Annotated in this window: 16 protein-coding genes and 1 pseudogene; all 17 read left to right on the top strand. The window is 28.9% G+C overall.

Annotated elements, in window-relative coordinates:
• Positions 1-14: 14 nt before the first annotated feature.
• The gene (gene mgtE, locus HMPREF9629_RS03825) at positions 15-1,370 is read left to right on the top strand and encodes a magnesium transporter (RefSeq protein ID WP_009525030.1); all 1,356 of its coding nucleotides are present in this window, start codon (positions 15-17) and stop codon (positions 1,368-1,370) included.
• 127 nt (positions 1,371-1,497) lie between these two features.
• The gene (locus HMPREF9629_RS03820) at positions 1,498-3,150 is read left to right on the top strand and encodes a nucleoside kinase (RefSeq protein ID WP_009525029.1); all 1,653 of its coding nucleotides are present in this window, start codon (positions 1,498-1,500) and stop codon (positions 3,148-3,150) included.
• A gap of 373 nt (positions 3,151-3,523) precedes the next feature.
• Positions 3,524-4,534, top strand: a complete 1,011-nt coding sequence (locus HMPREF9629_RS03815; protein WP_009525028.1) for a hypothetical protein — start codon at positions 3,524-3,526, stop codon at positions 4,532-4,534.
• Positions 4,535-4,571: 37 nt separating this feature from the next.
• Positions 4,572-5,394, top strand: a pseudogene (locus HMPREF9629_RS03810) (undecaprenyl-diphosphate phosphatase).
• Positions 5,395-5,426: 32 nt separating this feature from the next.
• Complete coding sequence (locus tag HMPREF9629_RS03805) at positions 5,427-6,365, top strand: TIGR01212 family radical SAM protein (RefSeq protein ID WP_009525025.1); 939 nt, start codon at positions 5,427-5,429, stop codon at positions 6,363-6,365.
• 73 nt (positions 6,366-6,438) lie between these two features.
• Positions 6,439-7,308 (top strand): class I SAM-dependent methyltransferase, encoded by an 870-nt coding sequence (locus HMPREF9629_RS03800; RefSeq protein ID WP_009525024.1) that lies wholly within the window; start codon positions 6,439-6,441, stop codon positions 7,306-7,308.
• A 140-nt stretch (positions 7,309-7,448) separates the two neighbouring features.
• Entirely contained in the window at positions 7,449-8,039 is a 591-nt protein-coding gene (plsY, locus tag HMPREF9629_RS03795; RefSeq protein WP_009525023.1) for a glycerol-3-phosphate 1-O-acyltransferase PlsY, read from the top strand.
• 9 nt (positions 8,040-8,048) lie between these two features.
• The gene (locus HMPREF9629_RS03790; protein ID WP_009525022.1) at positions 8,049-9,062 is read left to right on the top strand and encodes an NAD(P)H-dependent glycerol-3-phosphate dehydrogenase; all 1,014 of its coding nucleotides are present in this window, start codon (positions 8,049-8,051) and stop codon (positions 9,060-9,062) included.
• Positions 9,063-9,323: 261 nt separating this feature from the next.
• Entirely contained in the window at positions 9,324-10,589 is a 1,266-nt protein-coding gene (locus tag HMPREF9629_RS03785; protein ID WP_009525021.1) for an HlyD family efflux transporter periplasmic adaptor subunit, read from the top strand.
• Positions 10,586-11,296, top strand: coding sequence for a YggS family pyridoxal phosphate-dependent enzyme (locus tag HMPREF9629_RS03780; RefSeq protein WP_009525020.1), 711 nt, complete (start codon positions 10,586-10,588; stop codon positions 11,294-11,296). Before HMPREF9629_RS03785 ends, HMPREF9629_RS03780 begins: the two co-directional genes overlap by 4 nt.
• Before the next feature lie 13 nt (positions 11,297-11,309).
• The gene (locus tag HMPREF9629_RS03775; RefSeq protein ID WP_009525019.1) at positions 11,310-11,810 is read left to right on the top strand and encodes a cell division protein SepF; all 501 of its coding nucleotides are present in this window, start codon (positions 11,310-11,312) and stop codon (positions 11,808-11,810) included.
• Entirely contained in the window at positions 11,798-12,076 is a 279-nt protein-coding gene (locus tag HMPREF9629_RS03770) for a YggT family protein (RefSeq protein ID WP_009525018.1), read from the top strand. The genes HMPREF9629_RS03775 and HMPREF9629_RS03770 overlap by 13 nt, the downstream gene beginning before the upstream one ends.
• Before the next feature lie 63 nt (positions 12,077-12,139).
• The gene (locus HMPREF9629_RS03765) at positions 12,140-12,925 is read left to right on the top strand and encodes a YlmH family RNA-binding protein (protein ID WP_009525017.1); all 786 of its coding nucleotides are present in this window, start codon (positions 12,140-12,142) and stop codon (positions 12,923-12,925) included.
• 369 nt (positions 12,926-13,294) lie between these two features.
• The gene (locus HMPREF9629_RS03760) at positions 13,295-13,720 is read left to right on the top strand and encodes a Fur family transcriptional regulator (protein WP_009525016.1); all 426 of its coding nucleotides are present in this window, start codon (positions 13,295-13,297) and stop codon (positions 13,718-13,720) included.
• On the top strand, positions 13,710-15,614 hold the full coding sequence (locus HMPREF9629_RS03755; protein ID WP_009525015.1) for an alpha/beta hydrolase family protein: 1,905 nt from the start codon (positions 13,710-13,712) through the stop codon (positions 15,612-15,614). The genes HMPREF9629_RS03760 and HMPREF9629_RS03755 overlap by 11 nt, the downstream gene beginning before the upstream one ends.
• Before the next feature lie 25 nt (positions 15,615-15,639).
• Positions 15,640-16,518 carry a YicC/YloC family endoribonuclease gene (locus tag HMPREF9629_RS03750; protein ID WP_009525014.1) on the top strand — a complete coding sequence of 293 codons (879 nt, stop codon included), beginning with the start codon at positions 15,640-15,642 and terminating at the stop codon, positions 16,516-16,518.
• 19 nt (positions 16,519-16,537) lie between these two features.
• Positions 16,538-17,182: a guanylate kinase gene (gene gmk, locus HMPREF9629_RS03745; protein WP_009525013.1), complete on the top strand. Its 645-nt coding sequence runs from the start codon at positions 16,538-16,540 to the stop codon at positions 17,180-17,182.
• Positions 17,183-17,376 lie beyond the last annotated feature (194 nt).

Genomic DNA, 17,376 nt, shown 5'->3' with positions numbered 1-17,376 from the left:
TATAGTGAAAAGGGTTGATAAGTATATATAATAAAAATATTGAAGAAATAATATTCTCTCTGCTGAAAGAAACCGATAAAGAAAAGATACGAGAAATAGTTGAAGAGATACATCCTGTAGACTTTTTGGAGTTTCTTGAAAACTATGAAGAAGAATTTTACAATATAATAGAAAAACTTCCTGACGATTATATAGTAGAACTTATCAACGAAGCAGAAATAGAAGATAAATTAGATATAATTAATAAGATATCTGAAGACAGAAAAAATAATGTAATCCCTGATATATCTTCTGATGAATTGGTAGATATGTTGGAAGAGGCGGACGAAGAACAAAAGCAGGATATATTTGAGTATCTTGACGAAGAAGATAAAGATGAAATAAAAGAATTGTTGGAGTATCCGTCAGATACAGCCGGCGGTATAATGGCAACCGAGTTTTTGACAGTAAAAGAAGATATGACCATGGATGAAACCATTGCATATCTGAGAAAAATGGCTCCTGATTATCAAACGCCATACTATGTATATGTGGTAGATGATGATAATATTTTAAAGGGAGTTGTACAATTAAGACAGATACTTACCTGCAATAGTGATACTAAGATAAAAGACGAGATGATAACTTCTGTAATAAGTGTAGATGTAAATACGGACCAGGAGGAAGTTGCCGTTTTGTTCGAAAAATATGGTTTTGCATCCATGCCGGTAGTTGATGAAAAAAACAATGAAATCTTAGGTATAATAACGTTTGACGATATTATGAACGTAATAACGGAAGAACATACAGAAGATATGTATCACATGGCCGGACTTGATACAGAAGAAGAACTTACCGGAGATATACTTACATCTGTAAAAAGCAGATCTATGTGGCTTACAATAAATCTTTTTACAGCAATGCTCGCATCAAGTGTAGTTGGCTTTTTTGAAGGCACAATATCTCAAATAGTAGCTCTTGCAACTTTTATGCCAATAGTTGCAGGTATGGGAGGCAATGCGGCAACACAGACATTGACTATAATGATAAGAGGTATAGCAATGGGAGAGCTTAATTACGAAAATGAAAAAGATGTACTGAAAAAAGAGTTATGTGTTGCAATAATGGACGGACTTATAATAGGTGCTTTGATAGGTGTTATAACATATATAAGAGTAAGAAATATAGCGTTTGGTGTAATAATATCATGTGCTTTACTGTTTAACATATTGATATCAGCAATAGGAGGATTTTTTGTACCGATAACTCTAAAAAAATTTAATATAGATCCTGCTGTGGCATCATCAGTATTTGTAACTACTATGACCGATATGGCTGGTTTTGGGTGCTTTTTAGGACTTGCTACAATATTTATGAAATATTTGACATAGGGTTGTGCAGTTTTTTGTTTTTAAGGTGTTAATTTATATAATAAGTTTTATGATTTCAGTGCTTAAATATAAGCGTAATACTTTAAAGATCAAATATAAAATATTATTTATATTGAAGAGGTGTTTGATGAATATAAAATATAAGGGTAAGAATTATTCTTTAGAACAAGGTTCTACTATTGAGGAATTCATTAAAAAATATGACATCCAAAAAGAATATAAATACATTATAACAATTGCTGTCGTGGATAATAATCTCAAGGAGTTGACAACTGATTTATATGAAGATGCAAATATAGAATTACTTGACATATCTTCAAAAGATGCAAGAAACGTGTATATGAGAAGCCTTTCATTTGTATTTTTAGTTGCATTGAAAAGAATCAGCGATACAGCTATATGTAGAATTGAACATTCGCTAAGCAATGGCTTTTTCTGTGATATAGAAGAAAAATCAAATCCGATAAACAGGCATTATGTGAGTAATATATATGAAGAAATGAAAAAAATAACGGATGCAGGTTTACCTATAACAAGAAGTGAACTTGATGTTGAAGATGCAAAAGAATTTTATAAAAATGATATTCATAAGCTTGGACTTTTAGATTATAGAAAAGACGAAAAGGTAAACATATATGATTTAGACGGATATAAGAATTATTTTTACGGATATATGGTACCATCTACAGATTATCTTAAAATATATAATATACGTTTATGTAATGGTGGAGTTGTTTTATTAGGACCTGATGTAAATAACCCTGATAAATTGACAGAATTCAAACACGAGCCGAGACTTTTTTCTATATATTCAGAGGCTAAAGATTGGGCGAAAACTATAAATATACCTACAGCGTTCGAGTTAAACAATGCTGTAAAAAACGGAAGTTATCACGATATAATCAGGTATGCGGAAGCGTATCACGAAAAGAAAATCTGTGAAATTTCAGATGTTATATGTAGAGATAACAAAAAAATCATACTTATAGCCGGTCCTTCATCTTCGGGAAAAACAAGCTTTTCTCAAAGGCTAAAAATACAGCTTATTGCAAGCAAAAAAAGACCTATATCAATATCTATGGATAATTATTTTATAGATAGAGATAAAAATATACCTGATAAAAATGGAAAAAGAGATTTTGAATCTTTAAAAGCTCTTGATGTAGAAAAATTCAATGAAGACTTGGATATGCTCATATCAGGATATGAAGTTAAACTACCTGTGTATGATTTTATAACAGGAAAAAGAAAAGATGATACCGATACAATACCTACAAAAATAGGTGAAGACCAACCTATAATCATAGAAGGTATACATGGACTTAACCCTGCACTTACGGAGGCGATATCATCAGCATATAAGTATAAAATATATGTTTCTGAACTTACACAATTAAGTTTGGACGAGTACAACAGCATATCTACAACAGATGTTAGATTGATTAGACGAATAATAAGAGACAATTCACATAGAGGATATTCGGCTGAAGCTACTATGGATATGTGGGATTCAGTAAATGAGGGAGAAAGAAAAAATATATTCGTATTTCAGGAAAATGCTGATATAATGTTCAATTCAGCACTCATATATGAACTTTCAGCTATGAAAAAATATATCGAACCGCTTTTAGAAGAAATCAGTCCTGATTCACCATATTATAAAGAAGCAAAGAGAATACTGAAGTTTACACAGTATTTTTTGAGCATAGATGATGAATCAGATATACCAAATACATCCATATTAAGAGAATTTATAGGTGGAAGCAAATTGGTAGATTAGTGAAAATATTTTTAAAAATAAATTAAAAAAGAGCTTAGTTTTGTTTTAAATAGCTCTTTTTTTCTGTAATAAAGTCTAATACTAAAACTCAATAGAATTACAGAAGAATAACACTTTGTAAATTTAATAAAATACAGCATTGTTTATGGACTTCTTAATATAAACTATCTATTATTCTATTGGAAATCAGTATAATATCTAAAATAGGAATATAATAAAAATGTTAAATTGAATTGTTTGATTAGGAGAATTTTTATATACGATATTGTTAGCAATATCCTTAATCAAACACATTCAAATGTATTTTATAGTAGTACTTGTTGTTTTGAATAGGTTTTGGTATATAAATTAAAATTATTTGTTGGAGATATGAATGATATATAAAGGTTTTTATATAAATGAAATGCTTGGAAACAATGGGTTTTCATATAATATGAGAAAAAACAAAAGCATATATGTACCCCCTTTAATAGATGTGTATGCCAACAAAAACAATGTATTGAATGAGCTGAAACTATCTGATAAAGTAGCATTCAGCGAAATTGACGAAAATAAAGAAGAAATGAATGTATTCGGCTTGAAAAATTTTTTGCATATTGATAAAAATGGTAAACAAATATATATTTTTGACAATCACAATCATTGTTTTTATTTTGTGGCTTATACAATTTTTGAAAAATTAAAAAAGATGCTTGATGAAGAAAATTATATAGAATTTATAAATTCTTACATAAATAAAAATGAAAAAATCGCATATTTAACTGAAAAAATCGCTCAATATAATTTGAAAAATATGATGATACATTTTGACCAACATAAAGACATGAGGGTGCCTAAATACAGTTTGCAAGAATTTTTAAACGTTTTTTTGTTGAATGAATATGATTGTCTTGAAAAATATAGGCTTGATATAGAAAGGAATTTTAAAAACATATCAAATTTTGTAGAAAATATTAGTTTAAATGAAAATTATGATATTTCAAAAAATGATGATACTCTTTTTAAAAATATAATTGATGACATTTTTTCATACTATGATAAAATAACATTTTTATATACAAATTATCACTTAAATGTCGGAAATTTTATTGTGCCTTTAATAAACGGAGGTTTTATAGAGGACATAACAATCGTTGATTCTTTATATAGTATTGACAATATCAGTAAAGAATTATATAACTATAACAGTATAGTTTTAGATATAGATTTGGATTTTTTCAGTAAAGATATGGATTATATAGATGATGAGCTTAAGATTGATGCCATAGCCAAGTGTTATGAAAGAGCGGATGTAGTTACAATATGCACAAGCCCATATTTTATAGAATTTGAAAGAGCAGAAAAATATCTTTATAAAATACTTGAAAGATTTGATATTTTTTAAAACAAAAACATATACATATAATATATTTGGAGGCAATATGTTTGATATAATTAAAGTTGTAATATTATCATTAGTGGAAGGCATTACGGAATTTATTCCTGTCAGCTCTACAGGACATTTAATACTTGTAAATGAATTTATAAAGCTGAAACCTGAGAGTTTTGCAAATATGTTTTCAATAATAATACAACTTGGAGCCATATTATCAGTTATTTTAATCTACTTTAACAAATTGAATCCTTTTTCTCACAAAAAAAAGTGCAAGCAAGAAAAGAGAAACAATAGAAATATGGAAAAGAGTAATAATAGGTGTTCTGCCTGCAGCTGTGCTTGGTCTCAAATTTGATGATTTCATAGATGAGAAATTGATGAATCCTTATGTAGTTATGACCACGTTGTTTGTTTGGGGAATAGTAATAATATTTATTGAAGCGAGGCATAAAAAAGCTAAGATAAAATCAATATCGGATATGAGCTATAAAACAGCTTTGCTTATAGGATTGGCTCAATGTATTGCGCTTGTACCGGGAACTTCTCGTTCTGCAGCTACAATAATAGGTGCCATGTTGCTTGGTTGTAGCAGAACAGTTTCGGCAGAGTTTTCATTTTTTTTGGCAATACCTACCATGTTTGGAGCAACATCATTAAAAATAGTAAAGGCTATATTAAGAGGAACTCCTATGAGTATGTGGCAAGTTTTTTTGATATTGCTTGGAACAGTGTTGTCATTCATATTTGCCTTAATTGTGATAAGAAAATTTATAAAGTACGTGAAAGAACATAATTTTATAGCATTTGGACTTTATAGAGTAGTTTTGTCAGTAGTTATGGCAATATATTTTTTGATTATTGCTAAATAAAAAATTGATGTATATATTAAAAAGGAAATAATATGCTTTATAATTCATATTCCTCATATCTGAAAGAAAAATACAATGAAAAGGTGTATAAGATACCTGTAAATCTTCCTGTAACTTGTCCCAATAGATTAGATGGTGGCAATGGCTGCACATACTGTTCAGATGTTGCAGTAGGCTTTGAAATGTTGTCAAATGAAATAAGTATAACAAGTCAGCTTGCACAAAACATAGAGTATATAGGTGTAAAATATAAAGCCAAAAAATTTGTGGCATATTTTCAAAACTTTACAAACACTTTTATGCCGTTAGATATATTTGAAAAATGTATGATGAGTGTTGTAAGAGATGATGTGGTAGAAATTGCAATATCTACAAGACCTGATTGTATAAATGAGTCATATCTTGAAATATTGAAAAAAATTAAATATGAGAATAATATAAATATATGTATAGAGATGGGGCTTCAAAGTGTTAATTACAAGACGCTCATCAAGATAAACAGAGGACATACATTAGCTGAATATATAGATGCAGTCATTATGATAAAAAAATACGGCTTTGACATATCTACGCATATGATTTTGAACTTGCCTTATGACGATTTAACAGATGTGATAGAAGGTGCAAAAATTTTATCAGCTTTAAAAATTGACTTTGTAAAAATGCACAGCTTATATATAGCTAAAAATACGGCTATGGAAAAAGATTATATCTCAGGCAAATTGGATGTCAAGACATTACAAGATTATGTTGAAAAGGCAGGAGAATTTTTAGCATATTTAGATAAAAATATTGTAGTGCAAAGGCTTGTTGGCAGAGCACCTGAAGAAGATACAGTATTTTGCAACTATGGTGTGTCATGGTGGAAAATAAGAGACTACATTGAGGAGTATATGATTAAGAATAATTTGACACAAGGATGTAAATGTAATTATTTGAATGGAAAATCAGTAAAAAGATTTTTAGTATAGATTTTAAAAAATAATGTGTTTTTTGAATATTAAAAAATTTATATAAAGATGATGGGAAGGAAGATTAAACAGGATGCTTTTAATTTCAGATAAGTGGAAAGACTATGAGATAATAGCTACAAGAGATGGTGAAAAATTAGAGCGTTGGGGAGATTATGTATTGAGACGGCCTGATCCTCAAATATTTTGGAAAAGCGATATAGATGATAAAGCGTTCAACACATATGACGCAATTTATCACAGAAGCAATAAAGGTGGCGGAAGTTGGGAGTTCAAAACGAAATTACCACAAAGTTGGGCAGTGAAATATAAAAACTTGACATTTAATGTTAAACCTACAGGCTTTAAACATACAGGTATATTTCCTGAGCAAGCTGTAAATTGGGACTATGCTAAAGATAAGATTGAAAATGCAAATAGAGATGTGAGAATTTTGAATTTATTTGCATATACAGGATGTGCCACTTGCAATGCGTCAAAAGCCGGTGCAAAAGAAGTTGTTCATGTTGACGCTTCAAAAGGTATGACATCGATAGCAAAAGAAAATGCAAAACTTTCAGGAATAGAAAATAATTTTATAAGATATATAGTAGATGATGTGTTCAAATTTATAGAAAAAGAGATTAGAAGAGGCAGAAAATATGATGCCGTAATAATGGATCCACCATCTTATGGAAGAGGTGCAAATGGAGAAATATGGAAGATAGAAGATTCTCTTGCAAGATTATTTGAGCTTGTAAATGAAATACTTGTAGATAGACCGTTATTTATGATAATAAATTCGTATACTACAGGCTTGTCACCAATTTCTTTAAAAAATGCAATAACAACTTCAAAAATAAGCGGAAAATTTGAAAATATATATTCAGGCGAAATTGCACTACCTATAAAAAATCAAGACTTGTTATTGCCTTGTGGAATATATGCAAGGTGCGATAATTAAAGGTATAATTTTGCAAAATTCTAAAATCTATTAAATTTTTAGTCGTAGTTATTTGCTTAAGATTGAAATATTGAAACAACTATGATAAAATGAAAGCGGTTTTAGAATAATCACAATAGGTTATAATTTGGAGGAAAGTTTTGGAAATTGTTCTTATAATATTATTTTCATATATGATTGGTAATATATCGCCATCATATATATTTGCAAAAAAATACAAAAATATAGATATAAGAAATGTAGAATCAGGTAATGCAGGAACTACAAATGCATTGAGAGTTATGGGTAAAAAAGTTGCTCTTTTTGTGTTTTTAGTAGATTTTTTCAAAGGATTTTTTACGGTTTTTGTAGTAAAATATTTTTGGGGAATGGACTATGCACTTGTTTCAGCAGTTTTTGTTGTACTTGGGCATATATATCCTGTTATGCTTGGTTTTAGGGGCGGAAAGGGAGTAGCCACAACTCTTGGAATATTGTTTTGTCTTTTTATAAAAGAGATTCTTTTATGTGCTGTTGTAGGACTTACTCTTTTATATATAAAGAGATATGTTTCACTTGCAGCATTGGTTACATTATTTATAGTAAATATAGTAATAATACTTTTTAATAATCCTTTGCACTATGTGGCATTTACGTTCTTCATATTTTGTATAGTTGCATACAAACATAAGGAAAATATTAAAAGGCTTATTAATCATACAGAGAGGAAATTAGGTGAAAAAAAGTCTTAGGAGGTAGAGATGAAAGTATCTGTAATAGGTGCAGGCAGTTGGGGAAGTTCATTGGCTTTGGTGCTGAAAGAGAACAATCAGGATGTGTGCCTATATATGAGAAGAAAAGAACAATTAGATGAATTTATAAATAACAATACAAACTCAAAATATTTGAAAGATATTGTATTTCCAAAAGGAATAAAATATACAAATGATTTGGAACTTGCAATAAAATTTGCTGATATAATAATATTATCAGTTACTGCTCAATCCACAAGACAGTATATAGAATTATTAAAACTATATCTAAAGTCTGAACAAATTGTAGTTAATGTATCAAAAGGAATAGAAACAGGGACAAATTTGAGAATATCTCAGATATATGATGAAATTATCGGAAAAAACAATTTTGTGGTATTGTCAGGACCTTCTCATGCAGAAGAAGTTTCAAAAAAAATGCCTACAACTATAGTGTCTTCGTCTAAAGATTTGAATATGGCAAAAAAGGTACAGCATATATTTTCCAATGATTATTTTAGAGTTTATACTAATGTTGATATAATAGGAGTTGAGCTTGGAGGTGCATTAAAAAATATAATTGCGCTTGGAAGCGGAGTATGTGATGCCATAGGTTATGGTGATAATACGAAAGCTGCTATAATAACAAGGGGAATACATGAAATTTCGAGATTGGGAATAAAGTTGGGAGCAAATCCGACAACATTTTCAGGGCTTAGCGGTATAGGTGATTTGATAGTGACTTGTACTTCTAAACATTCGAGAAATAAAAGAGCGGGATTATATATAGCACAAGGACTTAACAGAGAACAGGTTCAAGAGAAAGTCGGAATGATAGTGGAAGGAATAAGCACTACGCTTGCAGGATATACTTTGTCCGTAGAACATAATGTTTCAATGCCGATAACAAAAACTATATATGACGTAATATATAATGGTTGTGATATAAAACAAGGGATAAAAGATTTGATGAGCAGAGACAAGAAATCGGAAATTTTAAGCGAAGAAATATTTATATTATAGATAAAATATAAATATTTGTTTATAAATTTAATTTTATTATGAAAAAAGTGTTAAAAGATTTAAAAATACTTTATTATTTTATAAAAGTGTGATAAAATAACTTTTAGCATTTTTAGAAAATAGTATATTGATTATTTTTATAAGCTTTAAACTATTGATTTTACTAAATTTGTCTATAATCATATTTTAAATTATAATTTTGACAATTTATTTTAAAGATGAATTTTTTATAAAAAGATAAAAGGCGAAATTTAGAATTTTATGGCAGTTAAAAAAAAGAAGAATAAGAAAAAAATAAATTTATATATTTTGGGAAGTATTCTTACGGCAGCGGCATTCATTGCATATGGTATGGTATATATACAATCAGAAATAAGTAAGAACATAATACAGACGAAGATAGCGGACTTGGGGGAGATGCAAAAATCTATAACCAAAGATGTGGTTATAATAAGGAAGAATGTAAAGATAATCAGCGGAAAAGACGGTATTTTAACCAAATTCTATAATCAGGGAGACAGAGTTCCCAAAGATGCGGTCATATGTAAAGTTCAAGACTCATCTTCAGGCGAAAATGATATAGCTATACTTACAAGGCTTAATATACAAATTGATGATATGCAAAACAATAACGGGAATTATTCTATTGAAACTGAGAATAGAAAACTTCAAAATGACATAAATTTTTTATACATGGATATACAGGAAAAGATAAAAAATAATGATTTTAAATCTATTGCTAAATTAAAGGCAGAGCTTGCATCACTTATTGGAAAGAAAAATGTTATGGAAGATACAGCTTCATATGAAAATGCGGATATTCAAACTCTTTTAAATCAAAAAAAAGAATTGGAATCCAAGCTTGCATCTAATAACATATATCTCAGATCTGCACAATCCGGTGTTGTATCATATTATTATGACGGATTTGAAGATAAATTTTCTTTTGACAATATAAAAAAGATTACAGTCGATGATATAAATTCCACAAGTAATAATGTAAAAGAAATAAATGGGAATTTTGTAAAAAAAGAGGATTTAATAGGCTATGTAGTAGACAACCGGTATTACTATTTAGCTACAGAAATAGAAAAAAGTGATATAGAGTCCATAAGACGTGACGTTAAACTCAGCGTTATAGCAGGAGATATTACTTTCAACGCATATTTTTATGATTTTTATAAAGATGTAAATGGCAAGTTTGTCGGACTTTTCAAAGTGGAATCAGAAGATTATGATTTTTTGAAAAGGAGAAAAGACAATGTTAAAATAATATATAGTTATGCAAAGGGAATAACTATTCCTAATGATTCGATAATAGAATCAAACGGTAAAAAAGGCGTTTATGTCGTAGATGAAGTAGGAGTTGCAAAATTTTCAAAAATAGGTGACATACTTTTATCTGACGATAAGAATACAATAGTACGTTTTTCATATGATGATTTTGAAGAACCGTCAAAGATGCAGTTATATGACGAGATAATACTATCACCTAAAAATATCAAAGACGGTCAGAAAGTAAGATGACAATGGAAAAAACAGTAAAAGAAAATCTTGAAAAAGTATCATATCTGATAAATGAGGCAAAATCAAAATCTAAATATAATCAGGATGTTAAGCTTATAGCTGTAAGTAAAACTGTAGATGTTGACAAAGTATCTGAAGCTGCAGATTTTGGAGTTATAGATTTTGGAGAAAATAAGCCACAGGAACTTTTGAGAAAAGCGGAAGTTTTTCCGTCTTATAATTGGCATCAGATTGGTACATTACAAAAAAATAAGGTTAAACACATCATAGACAAGGTCAAATTAATACATTCATTAGATTCTGTTGATCTTGCCAAGGAAATTGACAAAAGAGCGAAAGATAAGGACATTACAATACAGTGCCTAATACAAATCAACATATCCAAAGAGGAATCAAAACACGGCTTAGATGAAAATAATGTGGTTGAATTTGTAAAACAAGTCAGTGAAAATTATAAAAACATTATAATCAAAGGACTTATGGGAATGGCTCCTTACGAAGTTGAAAAAGAAAATACGAGAATATATTTTAAAAAAATGAAAGAACTTATGTCATTAATTAACACAAAAAATATAAACGGCGTAATGCTTTCTGAACTGTCTATGGGAATGAGTAACGACTATCAGATAGCTATTGAGGAAGGTGCAACCATGGTAAGACTCGGTACGGTTATATTTGGAGAGAGAATATATAATAAAAATATTTAAGGAGGAGCCTAAGATGGGACTTTTTGACAGTTTAAAAAGTGTATTTACTACAGATAGTGATTATGACGGTGATGATTTTGATAATGTTGATGAGTTTAATGGAGAAGAAACAGAGCAAGAAAGAATATCTCCTTCATTGAAGCCGAGATTTATGTCTGTTAATAATGACAACATCAAAAAGATGGAGAACTCGTATACAGCTAAAGAGACAAAGGTCATAATATATGAGCCTAAAGAGTATTCTGAAGCTGCTAATATAGTTGACAGTTTAAAAAATAAAAAAATTGTTGTTGTAAACTTTGCCAATATGAAGGATAACAAGGAAGAAGGCAGAGACGCACAACAGTGCCAAAAAGAAATTTTTGATTTTATAAACGGGGCTATATATGCAATAGATGGAGATATAAGAAAAATATCGGATACAATATTTGTAATAGCGCCACCTAATGTGGATATAGATTCAAATATAAATCAAGAGTTTGAAAAAAAAGGAAGACATAGATGGTCTATATAATTATAGATATTTTGAATTTGATTTATAAAGCTGTCGTTTTGTTGATAACGGCAAGAGTTATAATATCTTGGATACCGAGCATTGATGTATATAGAGAACCTGTCAGAACTATAATAAAATTTACAGATTTGATATTGGAGCCTATAAGAAATGTATTAGACAGATTGGGTCTGCTTATTGCCATAGATATAAGTCCTATAATAGCATTTTTAATATTGAGATTTGTGTTTAATATTTTGATAAGAATTTGTTTCATCATATTTTAAACAAACTGCTATTTTTAAATAGTTTGTTTACTGTGCTGAAAAATAAATGCTAATTGGTGTGAAATGATAGATAAAAATAAATACACTTCATTTATAAAACAGGAAGATGTAAGAGAGTTTATAATAAAGAATATATCAAAATTAGAGGGTGTATTGGATAATTTTGATATAAGAAGAACCGATTTTATGAACCCATATGAACAGAGATTATTCATCTCTGTATTAAATGCTTTTTCAAATGAAATATCATGCCAAGCTGTAGGCGGAAACGAAAACAGTGAAAGAAAGATGTTTCTCATATATCCTGATTATATATATGAAGTTGAGTTACCTATAAAATTATTAAGACTATATGGAAATTTCAAGTTTGAAAAGATAAGCCATAGAGATTGTTTGGGAGCTCTTATGTCTGTAGGGATAACAAGGGAAAAAATAGGCGATATATATGTCCATAAAGATTTTATAGATGTTGTGATAGACGAAGCTATCGGCAATTATATGATATCGAATATAACATCAATCAGACATTGTTCTATAAAAGGGAAGATACTTCCTATTGAGGAGCTTACTGAAACGGAAATAGAGCTTGTAAAAAAAGATTATAGTGTATCATCGCTCAGGCTTGATAATATAATAGCTGAAGCTTTTAACTTATCAAGAGCATCAGCAATATCGGTTATAAAATCGGAAAGAGTGAAGGTAAACTATGAACCTGTATTTTCACAATCAAAAGAAATAGAAGAAAATTCACTCATATCAGTGAAAGGCTATGGAAGATTCGTATTTATATCATCAAATGGACTTTCAAAAAAAGGAAAAATAAGAATATCATTGGCACATTACAAATAGATTTTGACATTGTGAATTAATATTTTTTAGGCAAAAAAGGCTTAATTATATTTAGTATTACAAAAATTGCTTTTATTGTATGATGTTATAATAATATTATGGGTATATTATTATATGTTTTAAATAAGTAACAGTGTAAGTTTTTTTTGCAAGCAAGAATTAATAAATTTCTAAAATTTAATAAAAAGAGTAGTGAAAACTATGGATGAAGAATTTATTTAAAAAACATATTCTATGATATTTTAGAATATGTTTTTTTGTGCCTTAAAATATGGTCTAAAATATTCATATATTTGTATTTTAATAGACTATAAAAATAAATTGTGGTATAATTGTTAAAAAATAATAAAATATTAGGGCGGTGATGATATGGATGCACAAGAAATAATAGAACTTTTAAAGACGAAAGAGAAGAGATTGACAAAAGCAAAGCGAGAGATGATAGATATATTTTTAAATACTGAAGGATTTATAAATGTCAATGATCTAAGAGATAAACTCAGCACCGAACCTGATATGTCTACCATATACAGAAATTTGGAGTCTTTTTGCGAGATTGGATTTTTAGAAAAAATACAAAAAGATGACAGACGTTGGTACAAGGTAAAAGAAGATTACGGTAAACACAATCACTACATATCCTGCAAGGAATGCGGAAAGAAAAAAGTTTTAGATTTTTGTCCGATAATATTGGCTGATAGAAAAGTGGAAGGTTTTGACGTTACAGGACATCAATTTGAGCTTGTTGGAATATGCAGTGAATGTAAAGAAAAAGAGGCTAAGAATGATAAATAGGGATCATATAATAAATGATTTTAAAAAGTTCAGATTTGTAAATTCATTTGAAAAAAATCCGTCTTCAGATATGCTTATGTTTAAGCAGATTAAGATGAATTATGATAAAAACGTATATGAAAGTAAATTGTTTTGCTATAAAAATGGAGAAACATTTCGAATAAGAACTCAAAAAAAGCTCATTATATCAAAGTTTTATGATGATTACAGCATAATATATGTATCTAAGAGCGAAAAACAAAGTAAGAGATTTAAATCTATAATAAGTATACAAGACATAAGTGCAAAAAAAAGTAATCAAGATTTTAATATCCCTTTTGATATATCGGATTTTTTTGTAATAGACAAGTATACGATATTGGTTTTATCAAATGAAAAAATAGATGAAGATATAGACAAAGAAGATTTTAAGCAAGAAATTGAGAGAATAAACTTTGTAGAAAATGGGGCGGGATATACCTATAATGATGTAGGTAGATTATATCTATATAATTTAAGCACACAAAAATACAACAAAATATCTGACGATTATCATGTATTGGATGTAACAGTAGATTATAAAGCTAAGAAAATATATTACATTGCAAATAGAATAAAGCAGATATATTCTCCATTTAATAAAGTGTATTCATATGATATAGGATTAGGCGATAATGTTTGTTTATATGATAAAGATGATGTGGAGTTTACATATATAAATTCGCTTGATAGCGATATGATAGTTATGGCAAGCTATCAAAAAGATTACGGTGTAAATGAAAATATTAAATTATACAGATTGAAAGACAATACATTATCTTTGTATGCTGACAATAAATATGGCATAGGTAATTCAATAAATTCTGATATAAGATACAAAACTAAAGGAAGTATAAAAAAACATAAAAACGCATTGTATTTTCAGCTTACGAAAGATGAAAAATGCAGTATATATAAGCTTGAAAATGGAAATATAGAATTATTTTTTGACAATATTACAAGTGTAGACGAATATGAGTTTTTACAAGACGAACTTATCGTTTATGGATTTGACAGACAGAATATCGGAGAAATTTATTCTTATAAAAACAATTTACTTAAAAATATAACGGAGTTTTCACAAAAATTTGAAAAGCATATAAATTCATATAAATTAGAAGAAATAGAGTATAATTCCAACAATTCAAATATGAAAGGATATATCTTATATCCTCAAAATTTTGATGAGAATAAAAAATATCCGGCGATACTTTGTATACATGGAGGACCAAAAACTTTATATTCAAGTAATTTCATATATGAGATGTATCTGCTTTCAAAACAGGGATATTTTGTATTTTTTACCAATCCTCACGGTTCTGACGGAAAAGACAATGAATTTGCAGATATAAGAGGTAAATACGGAACTGTAGATTATGATGATTTGATGAATTTTACAGATATAATTTTACAAAAATACAATGCAGTAGATTCTTCAAGATTAGGAGTAATGGGTGGTTCGTACGGCGGATATATGACAAATTGTATAATAGGTAAGACAGACAGATTTAAGGTAGCCGTAACACAAAGATGTATATCAAATTGGATAAGTTTTTATTCCACAAGTGATATAGGTTATTATTTTGCAACAGATCAGAACGGTTGTAATTTTGATGTTCAAAAATTGTGGGAGTATTCTCCACTTAAAAATGTAAAAAATATAAAAACTCCGACACTTATAATACACAGCGATGAAGATTATAGGTGTCCGCTTGAACAAGCTGTGCAGATGTTTACACATCTTAAATTAAATAATATTAAAACTAAATTAGTAATATATAAAGGTGAAAATCACGACTTATCAAGAACAGGCAAGATTAAAAGTAGGGTATCAAGACTTGAACAGATATTGAAATGGTTTGAGCAAAATTTGTAGTATTTTTATGTTGACGAGGTAGATTATGGCAAATAGTATGACAGGATTTGGAAGAGCTGTTTTAAATGATATCGGCTCAAAGGTAACGGTTGAGATAAAAAGTGTAAACAGCAGATATCTCGAAATAGTTAGCAAAATGCCAAGACAACTGAACTATTTTGAAGACAGTATAAAAGCTATAGTAAACTCTAAAGTTTCAAGAGGACGCTTAGATATATATATACAGGTAGATAATAACAGTATTCTTGACAATTACAGCATAGATGAAAAAAAGATACACGATTATAAAGTTATTTTCGAAAAGATACAAAGAGAGCTTGATATAGAAAATGATATGAAAATATCTTCATATCTGAATTTACCCGAAGTTATGACAAAAAACAGTGAGCCGAACAAAGAGCTGGAGAATATGGTTAAAAATGCAGTAGCATTGGCAATGGATAATCTATGTGTAATGAGAAATGCAGAAGGACAAAAAATCATAAAAGATTTGCAAAAAAGAGTCGAGTTGTTAAAAGTACTTATAGATAGATTGGAACTATATACTCAAGATATGTTGCAAAGCGTATTTGAAAAATTGCAGAAAAGAATATCGGAGTTGCTTGCAAAAAACGGAGTGGAGGCAGATGATGCCAGAATACTTCAGGAAAGTGCCATATATGCTGATAAACTAAATGTAACAGAAGAAATAGTGAGATTTAATACGCATATAAGTCAACTTTTAAATTTTTTGGGAGAACAGGAAAAAGAAATCGGCAAAAAAATAGACTTTTTATTGCAAGAGATGAACAGAGAAATAAATACCATCGGTTCTAAAAGTCAAAAAACAGAGATAATATCACTGGTTGTGGATATAAAAGCAGAATTGGAGAAAATAAGAGAACAAATACAAAATATAGAGTAAGTGAGGAGAAATTATAATTATGGACAAAAAAGGTCTTTTAGTAGTAGTATCAGGACCAGCAGGAGTTGGAAAAGGTACTTTATGTAAGGCTTATATGAAAAAATTTGACGATATGAAGTTATCTGTTTCGACAACAACAAGAAAACCGAGAGATGGAGAAAGAGACGGAGTAGAATATAATTTCACTACAAAAGAAAATTTCGAAAAAATGATAGCCAATGATGAAATGCTTGAATATGTAAATGTATTTGATAATTATTACGGCACATCTAAAGCATGGGTAAAAGAACAGATAGACAACGGTCAGGATATAATATTGGAAATAGACATAGTAGGAGCTATGAATGTCAGAAAAATATATAAAAATGCCGTATTGATATTTATACTTCCGCCTTCATTTGAAGTTTTGGAAAATAGAATAAGAACAAGGAATCAGGACAGTGATGAGCAGATAAAAAAGCGCTTGGACAGAATGCTTGAAGAAGTTACTATTATGAAAGATTATGATTATTTTGTAGTCAACGATAAGTTAGACGATGCACTTAATCTTATAAGAAGTATAATAGACTCTGAGAGATATAGTGTTCAAAGATATGGTAAGCAAGAAATGGAATTTTATCTGGAAAATATAAGAAAAGGCAATATAGTTATAAACGAAGAGTAAAAATATATTTTAGAATGTTGTATTATTGAGATTTTTGGGAATTATATAAAAATTGTATTCTCAAAAATCTTGTCTTATTATGAATAAAAATTTAATAATACTATTGTCTAAATTAAACATAGATATTTTTTAATATGATGATCAAATATATTTTGATAGAGAAATAATTTGAATATATCTTAATTTAAATAGGA

This window comes from Peptoanaerobacter stomatis, assembly GCF_000238115.1.
GTDB lineage: Bacteria > Bacillota > Clostridia > Peptostreptococcales > Filifactoraceae > Peptoanaerobacter > Peptoanaerobacter stomatis.
This window is presented reverse-complemented; position numbering and strand designations above follow the sequence as displayed.

What these genes read in the sequence shown, in the direction of transcription:
- HMPREF9629_RS03765 (WP_009525017.1), top strand. Translation starts at nt 12,140, where the DNA reads ATGATAGATAAAAATAAATACACTTCATTTATAAAACAGGAAGATGTA.
- HMPREF9629_RS03755 (WP_009525015.1), top strand. Translation starts at nt 13,710, where the DNA reads ATGATAAATAGGGATCATATAATAAATGATTTTAAAAAGTTCAGATTT.
- gmk (WP_009525013.1), top strand. Translation starts at nt 16,538, where the DNA reads ATGGACAAAAAAGGTCTTTTAGTAGTAGTATCAGGACCAGCAGGAGTT.
- HMPREF9629_RS03800 (WP_009525024.1), top strand. Translation starts at nt 6,439, where the DNA reads ATGCTTTTAATTTCAGATAAGTGGAAAGACTATGAGATAATAGCTACA.
- HMPREF9629_RS03770 (WP_009525018.1), top strand. Translation starts at nt 11,798, where the DNA reads ATGGTCTATATAATTATAGATATTTTGAATTTGATTTATAAAGCTGTC.
- HMPREF9629_RS03780 (WP_009525020.1), top strand. Translation starts at nt 10,586, where the DNA reads ATGACAATGGAAAAAACAGTAAAAGAAAATCTTGAAAAAGTATCATAT.
- HMPREF9629_RS03785 (WP_009525021.1), top strand. Translation starts at nt 9,324, where the DNA reads ATGGCAGTTAAAAAAAAGAAGAATAAGAAAAAAATAAATTTATATATT.
- HMPREF9629_RS03790 (WP_009525022.1), top strand. Translation starts at nt 8,049, where the DNA reads ATGAAAGTATCTGTAATAGGTGCAGGCAGTTGGGGAAGTTCATTGGCT.
- HMPREF9629_RS03815 (WP_009525028.1), top strand. Translation starts at nt 3,524, where the DNA reads ATGATATATAAAGGTTTTTATATAAATGAAATGCTTGGAAACAATGGG.
- HMPREF9629_RS03760 (WP_009525016.1), top strand. Translation starts at nt 13,295, where the DNA reads ATGGATGCACAAGAAATAATAGAACTTTTAAAGACGAAAGAGAAGAGA.
- HMPREF9629_RS03775 (WP_009525019.1), top strand. Translation starts at nt 11,310, where the DNA reads ATGGGACTTTTTGACAGTTTAAAAAGTGTATTTACTACAGATAGTGAT.
- HMPREF9629_RS03750 (WP_009525014.1), top strand. Translation starts at nt 15,640, where the DNA reads ATGGCAAATAGTATGACAGGATTTGGAAGAGCTGTTTTAAATGATATC.
- HMPREF9629_RS03820 (WP_009525029.1), top strand. Translation starts at nt 1,498, where the DNA reads ATGAATATAAAATATAAGGGTAAGAATTATTCTTTAGAACAAGGTTCT.
- HMPREF9629_RS03805 (WP_009525025.1), top strand. Translation starts at nt 5,427, where the DNA reads ATGCTTTATAATTCATATTCCTCATATCTGAAAGAAAAATACAATGAA.